The 20,543-nt window shown below is 38.0% G+C and carries 17 protein-coding genes, 2 tRNA genes and 3 rRNA genes; all 22 read right to left on the reverse strand.

The window, feature by feature from the left end:
- The coding region (locus AB1349_06015) for a hypothetical protein (protein MEW6556897.1) at positions 1-541 on the reverse strand (541 nt) is incomplete at its 3' end.
- A gap of 59 nt (positions 542-600) precedes the next feature.
- Entirely contained in the window at positions 601-1,194 is a 594-nt protein-coding gene (locus tag AB1349_06020; GenBank protein MEW6556898.1) for a CsgG/HfaB family protein, read from the reverse strand.
- A gap of 99 nt (positions 1,195-1,293) precedes the next feature.
- Positions 1,294-1,641, reverse strand: a complete 348-nt coding sequence (gene rplJ / locus AB1349_06025; GenBank protein MEW6556899.1) for a 50S ribosomal protein L10 — start codon at positions 1,639-1,641, stop codon at positions 1,294-1,296.
- Positions 1,642-1,773: 132 nt separating this feature from the next.
- Positions 1,774-1,892 (reverse strand): 5S ribosomal RNA (gene rrf, locus AB1349_06030).
- A 153-nt stretch (positions 1,893-2,045) separates the two neighbouring features.
- On the reverse strand, positions 2,046-2,183 hold the full coding sequence (locus tag AB1349_06035) for a hypothetical protein (protein MEW6556900.1): 138 nt from the start codon (positions 2,181-2,183) through the stop codon (positions 2,046-2,048).
- Between the two features lie 127 nt (positions 2,184-2,310).
- Positions 2,311-5,929 (reverse strand): 23S ribosomal RNA (locus tag AB1349_06040).
- 203 nt (positions 5,930-6,132) lie between these two features.
- Positions 6,133-6,729, reverse strand: coding sequence for a hypothetical protein (locus AB1349_06045; protein ID MEW6556901.1), 597 nt, complete (start codon positions 6,727-6,729; stop codon positions 6,133-6,135).
- Between the two features lie 3 nt (positions 6,730-6,732).
- Positions 6,733-6,990, reverse strand: coding sequence for a hypothetical protein (locus tag AB1349_06050; GenBank protein MEW6556902.1), 258 nt, complete (start codon positions 6,988-6,990; stop codon positions 6,733-6,735).
- Positions 6,991-7,204: 214 nt separating this feature from the next.
- The gene (locus tag AB1349_06055; GenBank protein MEW6556903.1) at positions 7,205-7,564 is read right to left on the reverse strand and encodes a hypothetical protein; all 360 of its coding nucleotides are present in this window, start codon (positions 7,562-7,564) and stop codon (positions 7,205-7,207) included.
- Positions 7,565-7,755: 191 nt separating this feature from the next.
- Complete coding sequence (locus AB1349_06060; GenBank protein ID MEW6556904.1) at positions 7,756-7,980, reverse strand: aspartyl protease family protein; 225 nt, start codon at positions 7,978-7,980, stop codon at positions 7,756-7,758.
- 17 nt (positions 7,981-7,997) lie between these two features.
- Positions 7,998-8,070, reverse strand: a tRNA-Ala gene (locus AB1349_06065).
- Positions 8,071-8,173: 103 nt separating this feature from the next.
- Positions 8,174-8,247, reverse strand: a tRNA-Ile gene (locus AB1349_06070).
- Positions 8,248-8,547: 300 nt separating this feature from the next.
- Positions 8,548-10,242, reverse strand: a 16S ribosomal RNA gene (locus AB1349_06075).
- A 421-nt stretch (positions 10,243-10,663) separates the two neighbouring features.
- Positions 10,664-12,667, reverse strand: coding sequence for a DUF2723 domain-containing protein (locus AB1349_06080; protein MEW6556905.1), 2,004 nt, complete (start codon positions 12,665-12,667; stop codon positions 10,664-10,666).
- The gene (locus tag AB1349_06085; protein MEW6556906.1) at positions 12,664-14,856 is read right to left on the reverse strand and encodes a phospholipid carrier-dependent glycosyltransferase; all 2,193 of its coding nucleotides are present in this window, start codon (positions 14,854-14,856) and stop codon (positions 12,664-12,666) included. Before AB1349_06085 ends, AB1349_06080 begins: the two co-directional genes overlap by 4 nt.
- The gene (locus tag AB1349_06090; protein MEW6556907.1) at positions 14,853-15,572 is read right to left on the reverse strand and encodes a glycosyltransferase family 2 protein; all 720 of its coding nucleotides are present in this window, start codon (positions 15,570-15,572) and stop codon (positions 14,853-14,855) included. The genes AB1349_06085 and AB1349_06090 overlap by 4 nt, the downstream gene beginning before the upstream one ends.
- Complete coding sequence (locus tag AB1349_06095; protein ID MEW6556908.1) at positions 15,560-16,936, reverse strand: radical SAM protein; 1,377 nt, start codon at positions 16,934-16,936, stop codon at positions 15,560-15,562. The genes AB1349_06090 and AB1349_06095 overlap by 13 nt, the downstream gene beginning before the upstream one ends.
- Positions 16,937-17,049: 113 nt before the next feature.
- On the reverse strand, positions 17,050-17,526 hold the full coding sequence (locus tag AB1349_06100; protein MEW6556909.1) for a hypothetical protein: 477 nt from the start codon (positions 17,524-17,526) through the stop codon (positions 17,050-17,052).
- A gap of 96 nt (positions 17,527-17,622) precedes the next feature.
- Complete coding sequence (locus AB1349_06105) at positions 17,623-18,174, reverse strand: radical SAM protein (GenBank protein ID MEW6556910.1); 552 nt, start codon at positions 18,172-18,174, stop codon at positions 17,623-17,625.
- Between the two features lie 17 nt (positions 18,175-18,191).
- On the reverse strand, positions 18,192-19,088 hold the full coding sequence (locus tag AB1349_06110; GenBank protein ID MEW6556911.1) for an SPFH domain-containing protein: 897 nt from the start codon (positions 19,086-19,088) through the stop codon (positions 18,192-18,194).
- Positions 19,089-19,171: 83 nt separating this feature from the next.
- Positions 19,172-19,600: an NfeD family protein gene (locus AB1349_06115; GenBank protein MEW6556912.1), complete on the reverse strand. Its 429-nt coding sequence runs from the start codon at positions 19,598-19,600 to the stop codon at positions 19,172-19,174.
- A 105-nt stretch (positions 19,601-19,705) separates the two neighbouring features.
- Positions 19,706-20,509, reverse strand: coding sequence for a signal peptidase I (lepB, locus tag AB1349_06120; protein ID MEW6556913.1), 804 nt, complete (start codon positions 20,507-20,509; stop codon positions 19,706-19,708).
- Positions 20,510-20,543 lie beyond the last annotated feature (34 nt).

Below are 20,543 nucleotides of genomic sequence, written 5' to 3' on the forward strand. Positions count from 1 at the left end.
CTCCTATTGCTGCAACAATTATCCATTCTATCCAGTGTGTTTTAATAGAAAACCAAATACTTTTTATCATAATATTAAACTTTTTTTCATCTATTTCATAAGCATCTTGAGTTAATTCTATAAATCGCCCAGATAACCAATGGCCAAAATCATTATCTTCAAAGTATAAACCAAAAGATGTATTGCCTCTTCTATCTTGATATTCCAGAGTATGTGCTAATAATATTTTTTTCCCATCAACTAAACAAATTCTAATACGGCCGTAAGATTTCTTAAACACTTTGTCAACAATGCCTATTTTTTTTAATGTTAGTAGAGAACCTATTATTCTGTTTGTAATATCTTCAGGACAAGTAATCCAAAATTTCACATCAATATTATTTCGCACAGTATTAATAGCTTCTTGAAAAGATTTATCCTCCAACCATCTTGCACTATGTCCAATAATATATACACTATGTTGTGCTGTCTTAACCATATCAGCAACTTTACTAATTATTTCATTTCTGCTTTCTAACTTTATCCATTCTTTTGTTTGCATTGGATATTACCTCCTCATACGTCTGACTTGAAATTTTCTGACAACATTTATATTCTAAACTATTTATTTAGGCTTCCATGATAAAATTCAATGCCATATCTATAAAATAAAGGTTCTAATGCTTTTGCTATTGAACATTTAAGTGAATCAATTGTACCAATCGTAAAGGGTCCTGCATCCCCTTCTGCATAATATAGAATTTCGCCTGTAGTAGAATCAATTAAACGAATATAAACTAAAGAATCGTATTGATTATCAAGAAGGGGGACTGGTTTTAATTCATCAATTTCAGTGAGTACAACTATTTCAGCACCTAAAATTTTTCCAATTTTTGCTGCAGTTTTTATATCAATCTTTCCGGAAATTCCAAAATCTTGTTCTTTGATGAGTTTTTCTACTTTCATCCGTTCAATTAGTGAAAATTTACCTATTCTTAGAAGTTTTAAAGATGTAAAATTATATAGCACATTGATTAAATTTGAATCAATATTTTGCACAACTTCTGTAGTTACTGGTAAAACTATTGTACGATAGTTCTTTGAATAATCTAAATTAGGAGAAAAAGCACAATTATAAAAGGTTTTAATTTGTGGTTTTGTAGCACAACCAATTAAAAATAAAAAAAATAAAAATAAATAAGTAAAATTTTTCATTTGCTCTCCTTTTTTTGCAATTTTTTGTATAAAATCGCACTACATCTTCGGAAATATTGAAGAAAACCTGTCTCTGCTTGTTCGGAATTAGCGTCTGCTTCAAGGAAACGTTGATTCCAGAACTCCGGATATCAACTTAATATCCAGGGATTTCAATGTAGAGCAGGGCTTTAGCCCTGCTAATAATTGATAGTGCTTTGTTAATTTTTTGGCTTTTTTGAGATATTCACTAAAACCGACAATTCCGACATTTTTGAATACTTTGGCTACGAGCCGGTTTCTAATAACAAACAGTTTGGCATTGAGTATCTGTAATTTTTTTCGTAAATCTTCCAATTCCGAAACTTTCAAACCTTGATAGTCGGCAAGTATAAAGTTTCTTTTTTCTTGGATTTCTTTTTCAAATGTTTTTACAAATTCTTGCTTTTCTTGTTTGGTTTTTATCATAAAATTACAAAATTAAATCCCGGCGGCGACCTACTCTCTCAACTGTTAGTTGACAGTAAGTACCATCGGCACTGGTGGGCTTAACTTGTTGTGTCTGCCTGCTTTGTTAGAAAACAGTTTAGCTGTCAGAATGCCCGGCACTGACCTACTCTTCCAAGGACGAGTTAGTCCTAAGTACCATCGGCTCTAGTGAGCTTAACTTCCGTGTTCGGAATGGGAACGGGTGTGTCCTCACTGAAATAAGCACCGAGCAATCAAAAACCTAATTTTTTTCTAACAGGTTAAAAAATGCCTGCCTATACTGACTGCCTGTTGGCAGACAAAAATACAGATGTTGCCTCACCAGAAATACCGCCGGGAAAATCTTAACATCAAAGGCGGTAAATGCCTTCTACCAGTTTCTATTACTGTTTTTCCAAAAGTTTTTTCAATGTTCTGGAAATATCAAATAATTTGATAATTACCATTACATTGCTTACTGCTATGATAATCCCAAGTGCTACAACTAACTGATAGATGTCTCTTAACACATCAGGTTCCATTTCCGCCCCCAAATAACAACAGAGATTAAGAGACTAGGTAACTAGGAGATTAGGAAAAAACCGAACCCTAATTTCCTAATCTCTATTTTCCTAATTTCTATTCTCTGCTTTTATTAAACCAAATAATATGGTCAAGTCAAACGGCCGATTAGTAGTGGTCAGCTCACCACCAGTTGAAACTGATGGCTACACGCCTTACAGCGTTTACACTTCCACCCTATCAAACTTGTAATCTACAAGTGGCCTTCTTAACGGCAGGCGATTAGGCAATCAGGCGATTAGGCGATTAGGAAAACCTATTCGCCTTTTCACCATTTCGCCTTCTCGCCTATCCATTTGGGAAATCTTGTTTTAAGGTGGGTTTCACACTTAGATGCTTTCAGTGTTTATCCCGTCCGAACTTGGTTACCCAGCGATGCCTCTGACGAGACAACTGGTACGCCAGCGGTTCGTCCAGCCAGGTCCTCTCGTACTATGGCCGGCTCCTCTCAAATTTCCTTCACCCGCAACAGATAGGGACCGTACTGTCTCACGACGTACTGAACCCAGATCACGTACCCTTTTAATTGGCGAACAGCCAAACCCTTGGGACCTACTCCAGCCCCAGGATAGGATGATCCGACATCGAGGTGCCAAACCTGGTCGTCGATATGGACTCTTGGACCAGATAAGCCTGTTATCCCCGGGGTAGCTTTTATCCGTTGAGCGACGGCAATTCCACAATCAAACCGCCGGATCACTAGGTCCTGCTTTCGCATCTGCTTGACTTGTAGGTCTCGCAGTCAAGCCACCATATGCCCTTGCACTCGCTGCGCGATTTCTATTCGCGCTGAAGTGACCTTTGAACTTCTCCGTTACATTTTAGGAGAAAACCGCCCCAGTTAAACTGCCCATCAAACCCTGTCTTCCAGCCGGATTCACGGCACAGAATTAGAACCACAGAAGTATCAGAGTGGTATTTCACTGTCGCCTCCATCCCGCCCAAAAGCGGAACTTCAATGGCTCCCACCTATTCTACGCAGATAATCCCGTAATCCAAGATTAAACTGCAGTAAAGCTCCACGGGGTCTTTCCGTCTAGTTGCGGGTAGACTGCGTCTTCACAGTCAGCACAATTTCGCCGAATTCATCGTTGAGACAGCGCCCCTATCGTTACGCCATTCGTGCAGGTCGGAACTTGCCCGACAAGGAATTTCGCTACCTTAGGACCGTTATAGTTACGGCCGCCGTTTACTGGGGCTTCGGTTTGTCGCTTCAGGACAGGGGTTAGGGGTCAGGGTTTAGGGGTTAGAAAATTCTTTTGACTTCTCTATACCCTATTCTCTATACCCTAATCCCTGCCCTTAACGACTCCCCTTAACCTTCCAGCACCGGGCAGGCGTCAGACCCTATACATCCTCTTACGAGTTAAGCAGAGTCCTGTGTTTTTGCTAAACAGTCGCAGGGGCCACTTTATTGCAACCTTTTCATAACTGATTTCCAGCAAACCGAGTCCGAATGTGGAGGGTATAACCCCTTCTCCATCCGTATCAAGTTTGCTTTCCATCAGCACTACTCAGGCACCTCTTCTTCCGAAGTTACGAGGTTATTTTGCCGAGTTCCTAAACGATGATTCGTTCGCGCGCCTTAGTATTTTCTACCCATCTACCTGTGTCGGTTTGCGGTACGGACATAAATATAACTCGCTATATGGATTTTCTTGGCAGTGTAGTTGAACCGCTTCTCCCGATTTTCACCGGAATGGTCCTCCTAACTTCCATCAGGAGAAATCCGCACATTCAAACCGCGGACCGGTCTACCTTCCTGCGTCTCCATAAAGTTTATAACGCTATATATATGGTTCCGGAATATTAACCGGATGCCCATCACCTACGCCGCCTTACGACGACCTCGGCTTAGGACCGACTAACCCTGAGTCGACGAACGTTGCTCAAGGAAACCTTAGATTTTCGGCGAGCCGAATTCTCATCGGCTTTCTCGCTACTTATACCTGCATCCTCACTTCCGTTTCGTCCAGCACTCCTTACGGTATGCCTTCACACTATAACGGAACGCTCCCCTACCCCGTAACGGCAGGGAATAGGGGGTAGGGTATAGGGTATAGTTAAAGTCATTGACTTTTCTAAACCCTATCTTTTCTACACCCTACACCCTGCCGTTATAGCCGTGTTTTCGGTATGATGCTTTAGCCCCGATTATTTTCGGCGCAGAATCGCTTGACCAGTGAGCTGTTACGCTTTCTTTAAATGGTGGCTGCTTCTAAGCCAACATCCTGGCTGTTTTAGCAATCCCACATCCTTTTGCCACTTAGCATCAATTTTGGGACCTTAGACAACGGTCTGGGCTGTTCCCCTTTTGCACGTGGCGCTTATCCGTCACGAACTGACTCCGTTGCTTTACAATACAGGCATTTGGAGTTTGGTTAAATTGTCCCGACTGGTAGTCGGGATACTCTATCCAGTGCTCTACCACCTGTATCAAACACAACAGGCTAGCCCTAAAGCTATTTCGGGGAGAACCAGCAATAACCAAGTTAGATTAGCCTTTCACCCCTAACCCCAGTTCATCTAGGAGTTTTTCAACACTCAACAGTTCGGGCCTCCACCCCGATATTATCGGGGCTTCACCCTGTCCAGGGTTAGATCACTTGGCTTCGGGTCTATTGAATCGAACTCGCTTACGACAGGGTGTAGGGCGTAGACTAGGATAGGGTTTAGAAAAGTCATTGACTTTAACTACCCCCTACTGCCTATACCCTATACCCTGCCGTTATACGCCCTATTCGGACTCGCTTTCGCTACGGCTCTTCCCGATATATCGGGATTAACCTTGCACGATCCAATAACTCGCAGGTTCATTCTTCAACAGGCACACGGTCAGACATTAACGGCAGGGAGTAGGGAGTAGGAAGTAGGTAGTAGGTAGTCGCAGGATTTATCCTGCGTTTACGCAACCTGAAGGTTGCGGCTACCACACCCTACACCCTATACCCTACACCCTAATCCATTCATAGTCCTTCCGTAGCTTGTAAGCATACAGTTTCAGGTTCTTTTCACTCCCCGTCAGGGGTTCTTTTCGCCTTTCCCTCGCGGTACTGGTTCACTATCGGTCAGATGAGAGTATTTAGCCTTGGAGGGTGGGCCCCCCAGATTCGCACGGGATTCCACGTGTCCCGTGTTACTCAGGATACCGCTCGCTCACTTTCGCTTCGCTCACCCCCGAATAAATTCGGGGGTTACAAAACTTGGATTTTCGTCTACAGGGTTTTCACCTTCTATGACTTACCTTTCCAGGACAATTCAACTAATCCTTGTGAAACGGATTCCACCAACTGAAGTCGGTGGCTACAATAGCGGTCCTACAACCCCCATAAAGACAGGGAGTAGGGGATAGGCAGTAGGCAGTAGTTAAAGCCACATCTGACTTTTCTACACCCTACACCCTATTGCCTACACCCTGTCTTTATAGGTTTGGGCTTCTCCAATTTCGCTCGCCACTACTTTCGGAATCTCGTTGGTTTCTTTTCCTCCGGTTACTGAGATGTTTCACTTCACCGGGTTGCCTTCCGTGACCTATTTTTGAATTTTCAGTTACGGATCTCCGACATTGCTATCGGAAGGGTTGCCCCATTCGGAAATCGCCGGCTCAAAGGTTGTTTGCACCTTACCGACGCTTATCGCAGCTTACCACGTCCTTCTTCGGCTTCATCTGCCAAGGCATCCACTGTACGCCCTTTTCTACTTGACCATATTATTTGGTCTCACACAATTCAGTTCAGAGTTCAGAGTTCAGAGTTTAGAGTTTTTTGACTTTTCTCTAAACTAAACTCTCTCAGCTATAAACTTATTGTATGATAAGACGCTTTCTTACCCTATATCCTCCATTTTTCAGAAGTCCCTCCCAATTTTTTATCAGGAAGATTTTCTCAAAGAACCTATTTTTGTAAATAACTATTTTCCAAATAAACCTTCTTTTTCTCTTTTTTCGAATTCTTCTTGTCTTTTCTGAAATTTTTGTTGATCTTCTATATATACTCTTCTTTCTTTAATCGAGAGTTCTCTAATTCCAAGAGAGCTTTTAACTTCAGAGTGCTTTTTTATTTTAACTACTGTATTATCATCAGCCCATAGATTTATCCACCAATAATACCACTCGGTTTTATAATTGTTTGTATATTTGGGTCTCCCAAATTTTTTTTTAGCCTCTGATATAATATATTCGTAGCTACCAGATTTATCTGAATATGTACATCCAATCTCACATACTTTTAGGACACCGTTTTTATTATCTCTACATGAAACGAACAAACTGGTAAAAAGTGGACTAGGATCCGTATAATAACGAAAACCTGTTTCCTTCCACCCTCTAGTATGAATACTATAACAATTCATTTTATTAGCCATTTCATCTACTTCTTCTATAGTTTGTCCTAATTCAAAACCAAGCATACTACGAGGTAATTTTACTGTTTTATTTTCTGAGAAAGAACAATCTAAAAAAACGAGAATAAGGAAAATTGATAAATAATCTTTTTTTGAAATCTTCATTTATTAGAAAACACATTCTATTGAACTGCCTATTTTGAAACATTTTTTACAAAAAACAATTGGAGCATGCCATTCTAAAGAACAATAAGAAGCAAAGTTAAGAGCATCTCTAAGTGTTTTTTCGTATTTATTAAAAGAATACAAACCTTTGGACTTTCCTTTTTTAGCCATACATTTATAGAAATTACAACTTCTTTTATGAATAACTACTCTTTTATGTTTTCCACCTGCTGGAGATATACACAAATAAATTCCATACATATTTTAATACCTCACGGAGATGATTCTGAATTATCAGAACCTTCTGATTTTACATCGGAGATTTTATCAAAGAACATTTATAGTTTCTTTTTAATCTCACTTAAAATTTTGAAATGCTCTGTTAATCTACTATCCTGATGTTTTAACGCCAGTTCATGTTTAAAAATCTTACGAACAATCCATATTTCAACAACGACAATAACAACCAAAAGAACTATGACAACACTGGTGAATAAACCCATTTTTTAAATTCCTTCTCAATATATGTGGTTTTACCGTCGTTCCATTTTATCCACTCAATTTCAATCCATTGGTTGCCATTACCTAATGCATATCCCAGTATGCCGATCACTTTTAACGGATCGTCATCATTTAAATTCTTGAAATATTTACCAATAGGTATACTGTCTGAAAAACAATGGGTTTTGATTAGTAATTCACACCACTTTTTAAGTTCTTCTTTAACTTCCCAGTGCTTGTGTATATTTTTAAGAACTTCTTCAGGTGTTCCTTTAAAAGTTTTAATATCAAAATTTTTATGCGGTGCAAAATCAACAACTTTTATTTTTTCCATTTTTTATTCCATTTTTGGAGGTGACCAGATTTGAACTGGCGACCTCTTATTCCAAACTAAAGCAACAGTAATTCCGAAGGTTTTAATTTTCTTTTTCTTGGGTCAACTTCTAAACCTAATGATTCTAATGTGAGTATGCCTAATAAGGTTTTATCTTTTTTTTCACCAAAAACGACTTCAGAAACACCTTCCTAACCATTAACTTTATACACAGCATAACCAACTTGACGGGTAATTTTTTTCCCGTTTGCTAATGTAAACACTTGTTGCCGTCTGGGTTTTATTCCCGCATCTGTAAGAAGTTCACATGGAACAACACTGAAATAAGCACCTGTATCAACCAAAAGATCTGTTTCTATAGTTTTCTTAGATTCAGGATAAGCACCTATTTTCACTTTTATATATGTAATACCCATATTTTTATTTTTTATTATGGAGGTGAGGCGATTTGAACGCCCGACCTCATGCTTGCAAAGCACGCGCTCTCCCAACTGAGCTACACCCCCAACAAAAATTTGCGTAGCAAATTTTTGAGTTAATCAGTTAATTGGTTAATTAGAAAAATCGAACATCTAAATTAATTGAAATTTTGCTATTGGCAAAATTTCATGGGCCCAAGAGGAATTGCACCTCTCACCTTACGCTTATCAGGCGTACGCTCTAACTGACTGAGCTATGGGCCCACAAAAATTTGCAAAGCAAACTTTTAACTTGCCTTTTATTGAGCAGACACAACCCCTTTTCCCACTTTTGGGGGATTTGAAAGAACTTTGTTATATTAGATATTTTGCGTCTCTCTGCGGTTTTATCCGCATCAATCCGCACCTACCTAAGGCAGGTAAGTTTTGTTCTTAGAAAACTGAATAGTTGGTGATGAGACCGACCTAATAAAGGCAATTAAAAATGTAAAATTAAAAATGAATTTTTACCAACAATTTTGCATTTTTAATTTTTAATTTTTAATTGCCGTTACTTACTCCTTGAAAGGAGGTGATCCAGCCGCAGATTCCCCTACGGCTACCTTGTTACGACTTCACCCCAGTCATAACCCATACCATGGACAACTTCCTACCCCGATTTTCATCGGGGATTGGGACATCGGCTTCCGGTACAGATTACTTCCATGGTGTGACGGGCGGTGTGTACAAGACCCGGGAACGTATTCACCGCGACCTGCTGATACGCGATTACTAGCGATTCCTACTTCATGAGGACGAGTTTCAGCCCTCAATCTGAACTGGGGCCGGTTTTCTGCGATTTGCTCCACCTTACGGTCTTGCTTCGCTTTGTACCGACCATTGTAGCACGTGTGTGGCCCTGGGCATAAAGGCCATGAGGACTTGACGTCATCCCCACCTTCCTCCCCGTTAACCGAGGCAGTCTCCTAAGAGTGCGCCCTTGCGGGTTGGCAACATAGGACAGGGGTTGCGCTCGTTGTAGGACTTAACCATACATCTCACGACACGAGCTGACGACAGCCATGCAGCACCTGTTCCGGCTCCCTTGCGGGTCATTCCCCTTTCGGAGTTTTACCACCGGTATGTCAAACCCAGGTAAGGTTCTTCGCGTTGCGTCGAATTGAACCACATGCTCCACCGCTTGTGCGGGTCCCCGTCAATTCCTTTGAGTTTTAACCTTGCGGTCGTACTCCCCAGGTGGCTCACTTAATGCGTTAGCGTCGTCGCAGAAGGGGTCGATACCTCCCACAACTAGTGAGCATCGTTTACGGCGTGGACTACCAGGGTATCTAATCCTGTTTGCTCCCCACGCTTTCGTCTCTCAGTGTCAGTAACGAGCTAGAAACCTGCTTTCGCCATTGGTGTTCCTCCCGATATCTACGCATTTCACCGCTACACCGGGAATTCCAGTTTCCCCTCTCACACTCAATCCTGACAGTATTGAGTGCAATTCCTCAGTTAAGCCAAGGGCTTTCACACTCAACTTGTCAGGACACCTACAGACGCTTTACACCTAGTAATTCCGAACAACGCTTGCATCCTACGTATTACCGCGGCTGCTGGCACGTAGTTGGCCGATGCTTATTCACAGAGTACCATCAGAGGCAGGGAATAGGGGGTAGGGTACAGGGTATAGTTAAAGTCATTGACTTTTCTACACCCTATCTTTTCTACACCCTATACCCTGCCCTTTTGTCCTCTGTAAAAGGAGTTTACGATTCAAAGAACCTTCATCCTCCACGCGGCGTCGCTGCTTCAGGGTTTCCCCCATTGAGCAAAATTCCCCACTGCTGCCTCCCGTAGGAGTCTGGACCGTGTCTCAGTTCCAGTGTGGCCGTTCATCCTTTCAGACCGGCTACCCGTCATAGGTTTGGTGAGCCGTTACCTCACCAACTGCCTGATAGGACACAGGCACGTCACCAAGCATCCCGACTTGCGTCGGGACTTTTACCTTCCTGATTTTTATCAGGCTGGTGATATGGGGTATTAGCCCCAATTTCTCGGGGTTATTCCCCACTTGATGGTTGCTTACCTGCGCATTACTCACCCGTTTGCCACTAAAAGAACACAAATTACCACAAATTACAAACCAAATTACCACAAATAAATTTGCAGACATTTGGCCCTTCATTCGCGGCAATTTGTGACTTTTCGTACGACTTGCATGTGTTAGGCACGCCGCCAGCGTTCGTTCTGAGCCAGGATCAAACTCTCCATAAAAAATCAGTGATTAAGTGATTAAGTGAATAGTGATTAAGTATAAACCTTACCACTAATTATTAACCACTGTTTTTATTGAGCCATTTGAAACGCTCTAAATTTTTGGAACAACGTTTTTTTGTGACCTCATCACAACTATTCAGTTTTCAAAGAACAAATTTTTGGCAACAAAAAATACTTTCTCAACTTTTTTTCTTTCTTACTATTTGAGTTCGTGGTTTATATATTTTCAAACTACAATTTCGGTTTTAACAACCTATAAAAACACGGTATTTTCGTGTTCTGATATAATTATAACTAAAAAATAGAAACTTGTCAAGTACTTTTTTTATTTTTTAAATTTTTTATTTTGGAGGTAAGCGGTTTCGTGTTCATTCGTGTTCACTTGTTGTAAATAGTATTTGGGCGGAATGAGACGGAATTATTGAGTTTTACGATAGTGTTCAAGTAATTGTTTTAAGTCGGTATCTGCTGGATTCAGTTGCAATGCTTTTGTCCAGTAATTGAGTGCTTTCTGCGGATTATTAGTTAAAACCAAACAGTTGCCGATAAGTTTGTAGTCAAGCGTTGTTTTATCTTTTTCAGGAATACCCAAAAATTCTTCAAGTGATTTGTTGTATTCTTTCAAATTGTAGAATTTTATCCCTTCTCTTCTATGAAATGCTGCTGAACCTCTTTTCGGGAGCACTTGCATAATTTTCATACCATCACGATAGATGCCGAGTGTTTTGAACTCATATGGCTTAAAAATTTCTTTTATTTCATCTATTGAGATATTCCATTGTTTTAGCCCTTCTTCAGTCGTTTTTGAAAAAATTCCATCCAGTGTATAGATGGTTGTTCCTTGACTTGCAAGCGTTTCAACCTGATTTTTCAGAATTTGAAGTCCTTGTTCCTTAACATAGTAACAAAAAATCAAATCAAAAGAAATCCGTCCTATACCGGCAAATGATGGGATATATACCTTTTGCGGATTTGAATAGTCAAGCCCTGAAATTATAATCACACCGCCTTTTTTTACATGGTCTCTTATCCAGATTGCACGCAAATAATTTTCATTATTTTCAGCTCTTGAAATTGGATATATTGAATCAAAAAAATTTACAGAAGGAACTATAACAACCGAACATAAAAGAAGTCCGAGTAGTGTTTTTTTCAATAAAAGACAAATTTTTTCGTCTTTAAGAAATTCGGAAAATCCACAACTGGCTATAAGAAAAATTGTTATCAAATGCTGATACCAATAGTCAAGGTTGCCAGGGTTAAAATTTGTAACACATAAAATATATGTGCCAAGCCATACAACAGAAATCATGAATAGTTGTGAATACTTCTGCCATAGTTTTGTCTTAAAAAAGAAAAACAGATTCAATGGTATGAATAGATCCTGAAATAATACAGGCCAGAACCGATTAGCCTTCCAGCCAAAGGTATAACACCCATATGCAAATCCACCACCTGTGTATATGATACATCTCATTAACGTTTTTATATTTCCGATAGTCATATTTTTCAAATTAGCAATATTCCAGTAGCCAACTAATTTTATGTCAAAAGTCCCATCAGGTCTGATGAAGTCAGCATTACCAAGGAGCCATTCAAATGCAGAAAGGAGTGTTTTTCTGTTGATATTCCACTTCCCGTCCAATGTTAACAGTATTCGTTCCTGGTATGATAAAGCCCATAAATACGGTATTACAATAATTAAGCCAGCGACGGTAATAAACAAAAATAAATTCTTGACCAATTTTCCTTTTGGGCTGCGGTGTGACAGGTTGGGATATATAACAGCGGTAAGTATTGCTGGAATAAAAAAGACATTGCCTTGATGTATAAGAACTGTTATGCCGGTTGAGACCGCTAACAGCAGAAGTTTTGTTTTATTTGGATATCTGGTATATGACCATGCGAGCCATAATGTTACAAATTGATGAAAGACAGAAGGAGGATATACATGGGCATCAGTATTCCGCCACCAGAAAGCGTAAGAAAATGCTAAAAGCAGTGAAAACACAGTTGCTATTCCGGTTCTTCCATCTGTCAGTTTTGTTATCCATATGAACACAAATGCTACAGTTAGAGAACCAAAAATTGCGTTCATCAACTGTAGTGTTCTGTAACCTTCCGGTGGCGATGTTTCTACTAATTTAATCAATCCAGTATATTTAAGTATTTTCCAGAAAATATTTCCATAGAAAGTAAAATTGAAATGGTTTGCCCAAGCCCGTGGCTCTCTCACTACTTCAGAAGCAAACATCAATGCATCAAAATAAAACATTCTACACAAAAAAAGATTGTATACTACAAAAACAAATAAAAATATTACAGATGCAGATATTAAATCTCTCTTTGAAAAAGCAAAATCAGTCCAGTAAGATATTTTTATTTCTTTCTTTTTTAATTTAATTTTTTTACTTTTATTCATTTTACAAGCCTAATATTTTTTACAACTATTTCAGACATCAAATTGATAGGTGCTATATGAGGAACTGCAGCACCTGTATCTTTCAGAATTTCATATACAGCCACCCTGTTGAGAAAATTTCCTTGAATTGTTTCATCTTTATAAAAAATCTCTTTCACATATTTTTTCCAGAATTTATTATAAACGGATAACGATTTTTCATCCCATTGAAACATCCTATAACTTTTACCAAGTCGTATTGCTTCACCAAGATTAAAGAAAATATGGGTTATGCATTCCTGTTTTATTTTTAAGTATAATTCATCAGCAGATTTTGAAGATTTCGCCCATTTAACAATAGGCGTTGTATCCTGTGCAGTAGATACCACTGGTATTCTTTCAATATAAAAACTTCTGCCTTCGCCAATGAACATTACTTTAGCATCTTTTAGTAAATTTTTGTTTATAAATTCAATCGCTGCATAGTAGCCATATGGATACGAGGAATGTGTGGTGCTTAAAAATTCTTGTTTTGTTTGTTTCCCAAAAACAACCTTCCAGCCACCTTGAATATAATAAATCCTTGCCGACCAATATACATTTATCAGGCAGACAACAAGAACAACCCAGCACAATATTTTTTTTAATGATTTATAGAAGTCAACATTCAGATAGGAACTAATAATTAACCCAGCCACAGGAAATGCTGGCATCATAAATCTTATCATTGTTGACGAAAAAGACCACGTAAGCCATACAACCACAAAATATACTATCGCATATTTTAATACCACTGGCGGACGCGGAAAAAACAAAAACAACGGAATTAAAAAAAGAAAAAGAGGCGTAAAATTTTCCGAATTGGGAACTTTGCCCATGGTTATCAGCCATGGATGTTTAACCCAGTTTTTTATTTCTATTTTTTCAAACTGCCGCGTTTCATTTGTAAAATGTTTTAATTTTCCATAATCTGAATGCGGGTCTTTCGGAAAAACCTCGTTCATAAATGGATATACAGGGTTTTTTTTGTAAATATAATTTTTTACAAGCCATGGCATAACTATTACGGAAGAAATCAGACCCCAGACGAAAATATTTTTAGCGATTTTCAAAGGATTAAAAACAATCAATTTCTTTTCCGAAAATACATAAATGGCAAAAACGCCCAAAGCGACAAAAAGCCCCGTATATTTGACGCCCATCGCCAGCCCCGCAAAAATTGCGGACAGAACAAGCCAGTTTTTTTCTCCGTTTTTATTTCTCTCTTTGTTATAATTTGCAATACTGTAAAACGAAAGCATCCCGAAAAACGTAAGCATCATCTCTGTTCCGCACGACCAGGCACTTATCATAACATGGGTAATCGTATAGAAAATCAGAGACGCCCATAAACCGATTCTGAAATTAAAATATTTAATCGCAATTGAAAACAACACAAGACAACTGATTACGCCGGCACTGTAGTTTATAAGTTTAGGCAATGTCTCGTCTTTTATTACAAGTCCCGCCGTATAAAGCATACCGTGTACCAGCGGAAGATTGGAATAAAATACGTATGGCATATTCAGCATTTTGTTATGGAGTTTGTAATAATTTGGAACCGCAAGATGATAAACGAGCGAATCGTAAAAAATTTCCGGACTTAACGCACCTGCCAAATTTATAAGCATCGCAACTAAAAGAATGCCAGCGACAAAAATATCCAGTAATGACAATTTTCCCTTTTTAATGACGAATTTAACCGGATTTTTTTTAAAATCCAGGAAACCGAAAACGGTAAAAAAAAGAATAATTGCAACAATTGGCAAAAAGTAAAGCAGACCTGAAATGCCAAGTAGAAAAATGATATATGCGATAAGCCCAAGCCCAAGCCCGACGGCAAAAACGATTTCTTCAAGTGGACTTGCCCATTTGAAAAATTTTCTTAAACAAACTCTGCCGGCGGAAAATGCCGAAAACAGAAAAATTAAAGCAAGCAGAAGGTTAAAAATGTGTTTGAAAACCAATCCGTTTGAGAGATTGAATATGCCAAGATACTGATCAAACGAAAGCATATATTCCAGATTATTAAAACCCGGCGCAAACAAAGAAAAATAATTTTTTAATACAATGTATCCCCATACCGATGCAATTACCCAAACCAGCCATTCTGGAAAAAATGGAATATCTTTTTGACTGGAATTTTGAATTTTTACTTTTTGTTTTTTCATACTGAATACTTTACTATCGTCAAGATGCCTTTTATTGCGTCAAGCCAGCCGATTTTCTTACCCTCTCCCAACCGACGCGGGTTGTAATCAATTGGAAGTTCCAGAATTTTAATCCCTTTTTTCAAGAGTTTCACTGTAATCTCTGCCTCAAATTCAAACCTTTTTGACTCTAACTCAATACTTTTTATCACATCTGTATTGAAAACTTTATAGCAGGTATAAGAATCTGTTATTTTCTGGCTACATAGAACAGATATAAGTTTACTCAAAAACCAGTTCCCAAGTTTGTATCTTTTATAGATATTTTTTACTGGTTTTTGAAAGAATCTTGAGCCATAGACAACATCCGTTTTTTTATCTATTATTGGAATAACCAATTTTTTAAGTTCTTCTGGATTGTACTCTAAATCCGCATCCTGAATTGCGACAATTTCGCCTGTCATATGTTTTAACGCAGTTCTTATCGCAGAACCTTTCCCTTGATTTTTGTCGTGATAAATAATTTTTAATTTTTTATTTTTTTCGCCTGAGGCGGATCCGCCTTCGGCGGAAATTTTTAATTTTTCTAATATTTCTCGTGTTCCGTCTGTTGAACCGTCGTCAACTATAATTATTTCTTTCGGATTTAATGCACTGACCGTATTAATTATTTGTTCAACTGTGTGTTCCTCGTTATAGACAGGAATGATTATAGAAACAGAATTTAACTCAGCCAATGTATCGCTCTCCTTAAAAGAAACTTAAAATGTTTGACGGATTTGATAGCCAGAATATTTTTTATTATTATTTTAGGTCTTAAAAAAAATCTTAAAAATGCCGACCTTTGAAGTTTTTTAAGTTTTTTTCTTGTTAATCCCTTTGGAACATACGGTGCGGATGTGAATAAAAACCTGTTCCAGTCAACATTGTTTAATTCACCTGTTTTTTCAATCTGTGTATATGCCTCTGTTCCTGGAAGTGGCAGAAATGTAAAAAAATTTGCACGGACTAAAGGAAGCTCTAATGAAAGTGAGATCGTTTTCTTGATATCTTGTTCTGTTTCTTGTGGAAAGCCGATTATAAAAAAACCTGCTATATTAAATCCAAATGATTTTATAAATTTTATTTCTTTTTTTATAATATCTACAGTCAGATTTTTTTTCATATATTCAAGCACCCTATCAGAACCGGATTCAATACCAACTGATATAAGATAACAACCTGTTTCTCGCATAAGTGCAAGAAGTTCAGCATCAAGAGTTCCAAGTCGGATACCATTAGGGACTGCCCATGAAATGTTTAATTTACTCTGTTTAAGTTCATTCAAAACTTTTTTTGCATGTTCTTTGTTTAATGTAAAATTATCATCAACAATATGTATTTCTTTTATACCGAATTTGTTATATAACAATTCAATCTCAGTGATAACATTTTTTGCACTCCGCGTTCTTAATTTCCGTCCTGATATTTTAGGTGCAGCGCAGAAACTGCAATTAAATGGGCAGCCACGGGTTGTAATTACCGGTGCAATTGGAAAGTTTTTAAAAAAGGCGCCATGTTGTGCAGGTGGATATGTTTGTGGTTTTATAATATCCCACGCAGGAAACCCGAATTCGTCAATATTTTCATAGAAATCCGTCGGGTTACATAACAATTTCCCGTTTTTTTTCCATACAAGTCCACTAACATTTGAAAAATCATTATGTTTTTGAGAAAGCAATCTTAGAAATTTTGGTAAGCTCCTTTCTGCTTCGCCTTGAAATATAAAATCAAGATTGTTTAACTGCTTAAGAAGTTCTGAACCACAGGATGAAGGATGCGGACCGCCGATAATTATAATAATCTCTGGAATTTTTTTTTTGATTTTACAGGTTGTTTCTTTTATGAAATTGAAATCATATGTATAAAATTGAAATCCAACAATATCAGGCGGTTTTTTTTCAATATAATTTACAAGCCCATCTACATTAAGTTTTTCTTTTATACAGTCAAGAATTTCAACATCATGTTCGCCTCTTATTGAATTGGCAAGATAACCCAATCCAAGTGATGGCTGAATATGGTCTGAAACGTTATATGGTTTTACAAGCAGTACTTTCATCAGATAACGCAGGTTAAAATCCTGCCACTTTTTTTCGGGCTACTTGGAATTAAGTTTAAATCCAACTGAAGTCTGAAATCCAAGTTTGAAATCCCAATTTCTGCGTCTGTCCGTTACAAAAATTCGCAGAATACATAATTAGCCATCAGCAGCCCTTTATCTGTTAATTTCAATAAATTATTTTGTTCTGTAAGTAAAAAACTATTTTTAAGCTTGCTAATCTGTTGAAAAAATTTAGTTTTTACTTCTTCAGAAATTTTTATACCATCAATAAGCCGTAGACCAAGCATCAGATTTTCAGATGTTTTTTTATCAGATACAAGTTTTTCGGAAATTGTGTTAAAATTACCTTTTAGATACTCATCCATATTTTCTGTATTTTTTATTCTAATGTCTCTGATATGTGAAACAGCACCAAGCCCAAAACCGAGATATTGTCCGTTTTGCCAGTAGTTGATGTTATGCTGGCATTCCCAACCAGGCTTGGCAAAATTGGAAATTTCATAATGATGATATCCGTTTTCTTTAAGGTAGCCAATCACAAATTCATACATATCTGCATCAAGGTCTTCATCTTTTTCTAAACCCATCTCAAAAAACTTTGTGCCTTCTTGTATCGTAAGCGAATAGGTTGAGATATGTTCAGGTTTTAATTGTAGTGCGCCCTTAATGGCGCACTTACAAATTTAAAATTTCTGACCAGGAATAACGAAAAATAAATCAATGTTTATATTATTAAATCCAATTGCTCGGGTTATTGCATAGCAGTTCAAAAAATCTTTTGCAGTATGTACCCGTCCTAAAAATTTTAGCAACCTGTTATCAAAAGTTTGAAGTCCAATACTCAAACGATTGACACCAAAATCTTTTAATAGTTTCAATTTTTCTGCTGTAACTGATTCAGGATTGAGCTCAAAAGTTATCTCAGTTGCACATTTAGCTAAATGAGCAAGTATCGTTCTAAATAAAAATGAGAGTTGTTTTTCTGAAAGTATTGATGGAGTCCCGCCACCGATGTAGAGGGTAGAGGGTAGAGGGTAGAGGATAGAGGATAGACGAGAAGAAAATTCTTCTGCAAGAATTTTCAAGTATTTATCTGCGTAATCTGTGGTTTTATCTGCGTAATCTGCGCTTACAAAATCGCAGTAGTTACATTTTTTTCTACAAAATGGAATATGAATATAAATGGCAGGGGCAATCTCTGCCACTACAACATCAGCAGTGTAATCTGCGTTCATTAGTGTTACTATCAGCGTCAGCGTTTATTTATGTTTTCTTTTTTTTCTTTAAAAAGTTCAGAGATACCAGCAATTGAGCCGAGCACACCTGACGATTCTAACGGCAAGAATATCTTGGTTGCATGACCTTCTGCAATTTTGCCAAGTGCTTCAAGATATTTTATTGCAATAAGGTCGTTTGTGGGCTTGCCAGCATGAATAGCATTATACACAATCTCTATCTGATATTTTTCGGCATCTGCAACCCGTTTGATTGCTTCGGCTTTACCTTCTGCAGTCAGTATTGCCGCTTGTTTTTCGCCTTCCGCTTTATTTATTGCCGCCTGACGGATACCTTCTGCTTCTAAAATTACTGCTCTTTTTTCTCGTTCTGCTTTCATCTGTTTTGACATTGCCTGTGTAATATCTGCTGGTGGGTCTATTTTACGAAGTTCCACACGGGTAACCTTAACACCCCATGCATCAGTTGCCTCATCAAGCACCACACGGAGTTGCGAGTTAATTTTTTCACGAGAGGTTAATGTTTCATCCAATGCTAACTCACCAATAACATTTCTTAAGTTTGTCTGTGCAAGATTGATTGCTGCTTGAACAAAATTGGCAACATTATAGATAACCTTGAACGGGTCTGTAACCTTGAAGTAGATAATCGCATCAACGGTTACGGCGACATTATCTTTTGTGATAACATCCTGTGGCGGCACATCCAGAACCTGCTCTCGCATATCCACTTTCCTGATTGTCTCAAAAACCGGGATAATAAACGCAAGCCCGGAATCAACAGTTCTATTGAACCTGCCTAAAAATTCTACAAGCCCTTTTTCGTAAGGCCGAATTATGCGAAGTGCCATCTTCGCAAAAACAAACAACAACACAACAACAACAATCACTAACGGAACAGGAATCTGTTGCATAAAAACACCCCCATAACAACAGTGATTAGTTAATTAGTGATTAAGTGATTAGTAAAATACTAACCACATAGTCACTTAGCCACTTATTCACTTGTTTTTTTAACTACTAATCGCACACCTTTTACCTCTATAATTTTTACCCAGACATCTTTCGGGATTTCTTCTGATGATTCAGCAAGCCATTCTTCACCTTCTATTTTTACTCTGCCAAATTTCGTCGGTTTAATCTCTTCCAGAACATATGCATTATGTCCAATTAACGCATCAACATTGGCAGGTTTTGCTGGTTTTTTTATCAGTTTATTAACGAGCGGTCTAGAAAGAACGATTGCCAAAAACGAGACAACAACAAATACTGTCCAGTTAAGCCACATCAGTCCAAAAATGGTTGCAACCGCTGCAAAAATTGCGCCTATTCCGAGACAGGCAAAGAAAAAAACCGTTGGTGAAACCATCTCAATAATAAAAAGAACAACCGCTATCACCGCCCATGTAAGCCAGTTTTCAAACATTGTCGCTTCGCTCCTTTTCTCACGAATGACTCCCGAATTTTAACCGAATATACCCGAATATTCGGTTATATTCGGTATTTTTATTCGGCTCCCTTATTGGGGCAATTACTTAATTAACTTTACTCTTTTTGGTGGCCAGTATATTAAAAGCGGACTGCCTTTGATATATTTTTCGTCAAGCGGCCCCCAGAACCGCGAGTCCTTACTGTTATCTCTGTTATCACCCATCATAAAATAGTGTTGTGTCTGAATAGTAATTGGACCGAAGTTATCACGCTGTGGAATGTTATCGTTATATATATCAGAAAAACCAACATACGGTTCTTTCTGAAGTATATCGTTAAGATACAATTTTTTTCTTTTTATTTCAATTTTATCACCAGCGATACCGATACATCTCTTAACAAAATCCTTTTTCATACCTGCAGCACGTTCTTGAGGTTCCAGCGCTTCAGGTGGTGCTGCAAAAACAACAATATCACCTCGTTTCGGCTTTTTTATGACCCAGATACGTTTCATTTTGATTCTGAAACCATCCTTAAAAGATGGATAAAAAATTCGGGTTCCATAGATAAATTTATTAACGAACAGATGGTCGCCTTCTAAAAAAGTGTTTCTCATTGAGCCTGATGGTATTTTAAACGCCTGCAGAAAAAAGTACATTATAAAAAACGCAAATACACCAGCCCATATCAAAGTATCCGCCCATTCAATTGTTTCATTAACTGTTTTCTTAAAAAACCCTTTAGATTTTCGTCTGACTTTTCTGAAAACAATCGCACAAATTATTGAAACTGCAACTATTATTCCCAGTTTCAACTCCATCGGATATTCTTGCATCTTAAAAAAAACATAGCCGATAGTTCCAAGCCCTGCAATCATAAAAACCAAAAAAATTAAAAAGTTCATATTATATTATTTTACAAAAAAAAAAGAAAAAGTC

This window comes from Elusimicrobiota bacterium, from assembly GCA_040757695.1.
Taxonomy (GTDB): Bacteria; Elusimicrobiota; UBA8919; order UBA8919; family UBA8919; genus JBFLWK01.